A 5,970-nucleotide genomic window follows, 5' to 3' on the forward strand; every position below is an offset into this window, starting at 1 on the left:
TGCAAGTCCTTGTCAGCCTTATTGTTTTGGTCTTGCTTGTTGGCTTCATCAACCAAGTTGTCGACTTCTTCAGTTGTACCTGCTCCGTCAATCTTATCCTTGATGTCTTGCTTTTCCTTATCAGTCAAGTTTTCAAGGCCATCGACTTCCTTCTTAGCTTCGTCCTTCTTGTCTTGCAAGTCCTTATCAGCCTTATTCTTGGCATCTTGCTCGTTAGCATCCTTCACCAAGTTATCGACTTCTTCAGTTGTACCAGCGCCATCAATCTTGTCCTTGATCTCTTGCTTTTCCTTGTCAGTCAAGTTTCCAAGACCGTCAACTTCTGTCTTGGCCCCGTCCTTCTTGTCTTGCAAGTCCTTGTCGGCCTTGTTCTTGGCATCTTGTTCCTTAGCGTCAGTTACCAAGTTGTCGACTTCTTCGATTGTGCCAGCGCCATCAATCTTGTCCTTGATTTCTTGCTTTTCCTTGTCAGTCAAGTTTCCAAGGCCATCAACTTCTGTCTTGGCCCCGTCCTTCTTATCTTGCAAGTCCTTGTCGGCTTTATTGTTTTGGTCTTGCTTGTTGGCTTCATCAATCAAGTTATCAACTTCTTCAGTTGTGCCTGCTTCGTCAATCTTGTCCTTGATCTCTTGCTTTTCCTTGTCAGTCAAGTTTCCAAGACCGTCAACTTCTGTCTTGGCCCCGTCCTTCTTGTCTTGCAAGTCCTTGTCAGCCTTATCCTTGTTTGTTTGATCTTGCTTCTTGGCCTCATCAATCAAGTTATCGACTTCTTCAGTTGTGCCTGCTCCGTCAATCTTGTCCTTGATGTCTTCCTTTTCCTTGTCAGTCAAGTTGCCAAGGCCATCGACTTCCTTCTTAGCCTCGTCCTTCTTGTCTTGCAAGTCCTTGTCAGCCTTATTGTTTTGGTCTTGCTTGTTGGCTTCATCAACCAAGTTGTCGACTTCTTCAGTTGTACCTGCTCCGTCAATCTTATCCTTGATGTCTTTCTTTTCCTTATCAGTCAAGTTTTCAAGGCCATCGACTTCCTTCTTAGCTTCGTCCTTCTTGTCTTGCAAGTCCTTATCAGCCTTATTCTTGGCATCTTGCTCGTTAGCATCCTTCACCAAGTTATCGACTTCTTCAGTTGTACCAGCGCCATCAATCTTGTCCTTGATCTCTTGCTTTTCCTTGTCAGTCAAGTTTCCAAGACCGTCAACTTCTGTCTTGGCCCCGTCCTTCTTGTCTTGCAAGTCCTTGTCGGCCTTGTTCTTGGCATCTTGTTCCTTAGCGTCAGTTACCAAGTTGTCGACTTCTTCGATTGTGCCAGCGCCATCAATCTTGTCCTTGATTTCTTGCTTTTCCTTATCAGTCAAGTTTTCAAGGCCATCGACTTCCTTCTTAGCTTCGTCCTTCTTGTCTTGCAAGTCCTTATCAGCCTTATTCTTGGCATCTTGCTCGTTAGCATCCTTCACCAAGTTGTCGACTTCTTCGATTGTGCCAGCGCCATCAATCTTGTCCTTGATTTCTTGCTTTTCCTTGTCAGTCAAGTTTCCAAGGCCATCAACTTCTGTCTTGGCACTATCCTTCTTGTCTTGCAAGTCCTTGTCGGCCTTGTTCTTGGCATCTTGTTCCTTAGCGTCAGTTACCAAGTTGTCAACTTCTTCGATTGTGCCAGCACCATCAATCTTGTCCTTGAGTTCTTGCTTTTCAGCATCAGTCAAGTTTCCAAGACCGCCAACTTCTGTCTTTGCACTATCCTTCTTGTCTTGTAAGTCCTTTTCAGCCTTATTCTTTTGGGCTTGCTTATTAGCCTCATCGATAATACTTTGGACTTCATCAATCGTTAAGGCACTATCAATTTGCTTCTTAAAATCAGTACTTTCATCGGTTGTTAGGTCAGTCAACTTGTCAATCGTGGCATTTCCATTTGTTTTAGCATCTTGCAAGTTCTTTTCCGCTTGCTTGTTAGCTAAATCTTCAGCTGACTTAACACCCTCAACATTAGTAGCAGAATCCACTAATTCTTTGAAGTACTCTTTTTCCTTCACACTCAAGTTAGGATTATTATCGATCCGTTCTTTGGCTTGGTCCTTAGCTTCACGTAAGTCCTTATCAGCTTTGTTCTTTTCGCCAGCTTCTGTGGCTTCATCAACAATCTTTTGAACTTCTTCTGGTGTCTTGGCCCCATCGATTCGGTCAATATAACCTTCTTTTTCCTTGGCGGTTAGATTGTTGTTACCTTCAATGGTTTGCTTTCCCTTATCTTTGGCATTGTCCAAAATCCCCTTATTTTCAAGGTCCTTGGCAATTGATTCCTTTAAGATTTCGGTTACAGCATCAATCGATGTGGCTCCGTCAACACGATCAATAAAGTCTTGCTTTTCCTTATCAGATAAGTTTTCCATCTTGGAGATTTCTTCCTTAACCTGATCCTTAGTTTCCTTTAACTCACGCTCTTGACGCTTCTTTTCATCAGTTTGCTTAGCTTCCTCAACAATCTTATTAATATCAGTTGAGTTACCCGCTCCATTAATCCGATCAATGAATTCTTGCTTTTCTGAATCAGTCAATTCCTTTAGACCATTAACTTCTGTGATAGCCTTGTCTTTCAGCTCTTGAAGTTGTTGCTCTTGACGCGCCTTATCTTCAGCCTTGGCTTCGTCGACAATCTTATTGACTTCTTCAATTGAAGTTTGATTATCAATCCGGTTCTTGAAATCTTCCTTTTCGTTATCAGGCAAAGCTGGCAATTCATCGATTACCTTTTTAGCATCTTCCTTGGCTTTATCCAATTCAATTTGCTGACGATTCTTTTCATTTTGTACCTTGGCATCTTCAACAATCTTATTGACTGAATCAACATTAGTTTGCTTATCGATGTTCTCCAAGTAGTTCTTCTTTTCTTCCTCAGTTAAATAACCCAAAGAATTAACTTCTTCTTTGGCCTTAGCCTTTTGCTCTTCTAAAATACGCTTAGCACGTTGATCTTCATCCACTTGTGTAGATTGCACATCAATTTGATTCAATTGATTCATCACATCAGTGAACTTATTAATATCAAAATCTTCCTTAACGTCTTCGCCGTTCCGGAATTGTTCCTTAATACTATTCAAACGATCCAAGTAATCTTGCTTTTGCTTATCGCTCAAGTCAGTCTTGCCATTCACGCTATCAGTAATTTTATTCAATAAGTTCGTTGCTTCAACATTGTTAATCCAACGAACGCTTTCATTCAAATCATTTAAGCTAGTAGCCCCATTGATATTATTGGTAACTTGGTCTTTACCAACTTGTGTATCCGGAATATTACCAAGACGATTTAATTCAGTCGTTTTGGCATCATTTAAAACTTGATCCTTGATTTTATTAAGGGCCTCTAATGTATTAACATTTGACGCATTAAGGGCATCACGATATTGTTGCTTTTCGCTTTCAGTAAAGCCTTGGTAATTATCAATTGCATTACTCAAGTCCTTATAATCCTTAGCAAAAGTGGCTGCGTCACCTAACGTAATCGTCGCCTTTTCCTTTACAGATGGCCAAAGTGTGGCATCCCAAGTATAGTTAAACTCAATCGAATCTGAAGGGTCCAACTTATCAGGGTCCAAAACGAAACCAAGTTCAAAATCTCCACCCCAAGTAGCAATTAGACCACCAGACTTCAATTCAAACATACCGGTTTTCGCATTATATGTCGCCGTCACTTTTTGACCATTCTTAGTCAAATAGATTTCCTTGATTGCTCGAGAGATACCATCTGAAAGCTTGATTCCAATCGTTTCACGTGGAAAAAGGTTAACTCCAGCACGTGAGCTTGCATCAATCGTCAACGTAACATTACTACCATCTGTTGCAATGTGCACTTCACTTAATTTGAAGTTTTACCATTTGGATCAGTTGTTTGGATATCGGTCAAACCTTGCAAGTCCTTTGAAGCTGATTCTGCTGCAGTCGTAGCTTTAAGCGTGGCTGACTTTACCTTGGCCTTTAAGTTATTTGTGGACTTTGTATTGACCTTAGTAGCGGTACTCTTAGCTTGGCTTTTGGCAGTACTTGTTGCTTGGCTCTTAGTTGCACTAACTGATTGACTCTTGACACTACTTGTTGTTTGGCTTTGTACTTCACTAGTAGCCTGGCTCTTCACACCACTAGTTGTTTGACTTTGCGCTTCACTAGCCACTTGACTCTTGGCTCCAGTTGTCTCACTTTGTGCAACACTAGCTGCTTGTGATTCAACTGTTGTCGCTTGACTCTCCGCAACACTTGTTGTTTGCGCACTTTCATCTGCTAGACTATTAGCTTCACTGACTGTCTGGAATTTAAGTCCAGCATCTGCTGGCTCGGATGCTTCAGGATCAGTGTTCGTTTCATTAGTTGGATTATGATTAGATTGTACATTTGAATCCGCAAAAGCATTTGAATTGATACCAATTGTCAATCCAATTAGGACGGATCCCACCCCGACACTTAATTTACGAATTGCATATTTTTGATTTTCCATTTTATTAAAATACATAGTACACACCCCGTCTTTCTAAAGAAAATATTACAAATATTTATTTTGTAACGTAATCTTAACATGTAATATAAGTTTAAATCTACTAATAAATATAACTTTTATCATTGTTATGTCATTATTTTGTTCAACTTTACCTATACCATTTGTCATGATAACATGTAGAAAAAATGTATAAAAACACCCAAACTGCCGTAGAAGTAAATTTAAAGCAATTTGCTTAACTTTTTCTACGAAAGCCTTTTTATCAATACCATTACTACAATAAATTTTTGGCTTTAAGCCAAAAATTTATGAATTTGTATCGAAAATAGCCACATTTTTATAAAAAAATAACCATTTTTACGAACATTCGGATAGACTTTCTAATTTCAAATAATAACCGAACAATTTTTATTGAAAATATTAAATGTCTAATTTTTAAATTTCATAAAACAGACATTTAGAAAGCGTCTTATCATTTTCATGTAATTTTTAAGCTTCGTAAAAATTTAAATACATTCATATATAAATCAGTAACAGAACCCGTTTTATCAAAATTGTAAGTAATATTGGCCATAATAAAAAAGTCTTCTCACTATTATTTATGAAAAGACTTCTTATTTTTCTTCTATATAAATGATAAATTAATCATTTTGCTTCCGGCGACCAACGACCAAGCAAATCAATGCTAATACACCAGCTATCACGCCAGCTATCGTAAGGCCAACATTGTTTTCAACACCTGTATTTGGAAGTGCCACTTGCTTAGCTTCCGCCAAAATTTGATTAACCTCTGCAGTAGATGTAGCATTCATAATCCGTTGCTTAAAGGCTGCTTTTTGACTAGCAGTCAAGTTAGTCAAACCATCAATTTCCTTCAACGCTGAATGCTTTGATGCTTGTAATCCTGCTACGGCATTACCATTAGCATCATTCGTTTGGCCACTATTACCATTTGGATTTAAGATTCCAGCGCCACTATTGGCATGCTTGTTGCCAAGAGTAGAACCACCGTTTGTTCCTTTGTTTGTTCCTTTGTTTGTTCCTTTGTTTGAACCACCATTGGTTCCCTTATTTCCATCAGGCTTAACACCCTTGCTCTTATTCTTGTCCTTAGCATTCTTCAAATTTTCATCGACTTCATCAATTGTCTTTGATCCATCGATTTGCTTTTTAAATTCTTGCTTTTCCTTATCAGTCAAGTTACCCATGCCGTCAATTTCTTTCTTGGCAGCATCTTTCTTTTCTTGGAGACTCTTATCACCCTTATTATTCTTGTTCTTTTCGGCTTGCTTCTTGGCTTCATCGATAATCTTATCAACACCATCAGTTGTTGTCGCACCATCGATTTGCTTCTTGAACTCTTTCTTTTCCTTATCAGTTAAGTTACCTATGCCATCAATTTCTTTCTTGGCAGCATCTTTCTTTTCTTGGAGACTCTTATCACCCTTATTATTCTTGTTCTTTTCGGCTTGCTTCTTGGCTTCATCGAT

2 protein-coding genes and 1 pseudogene are annotated in these 5,970 nt (G+C 39.1%); all 3 read right to left on the minus strand.

All coding sequences use genetic code 11. The features are described from left to right. A pseudogene (locus JOC36_RS08625) lies at positions 1-3,842 on the minus strand (GA module-containing protein); the annotation flags it as partial. 5 nt (positions 3,843-3,847) lie between these two features. Next, complete coding sequence (locus JOC36_RS08630; protein ID WP_205146092.1) at positions 3,848-4,480, minus strand: YSIRK-type signal peptide-containing protein; 633 nt, start codon at positions 4,478-4,480, stop codon at positions 3,848-3,850. 641 nt (positions 4,481-5,121) lie between these two features. Further along, positions 5,122-5,970 (minus strand): LPXTG cell wall anchor domain-containing protein (locus JOC36_RS08635; RefSeq protein ID WP_205146093.1); only part of this gene is annotated, 849 nt, incomplete at its 5' end.

It is taken from the genome of Weissella uvarum (assembly GCF_016908785.1).
Classification (GTDB): Bacteria; Bacillota; Bacilli; order Lactobacillales; family Lactobacillaceae; genus Weissella; species Weissella uvarum.

Excerpts from the sequence above, each read along its gene's own strand:
- JOC36_RS08630 (WP_205146092.1), bottom strand. The coding sequence starts at position 4,480 with ATGGAAAATCAAAAATATGCAATTCGTAAATTAAGTGTCGGGGTGGGA.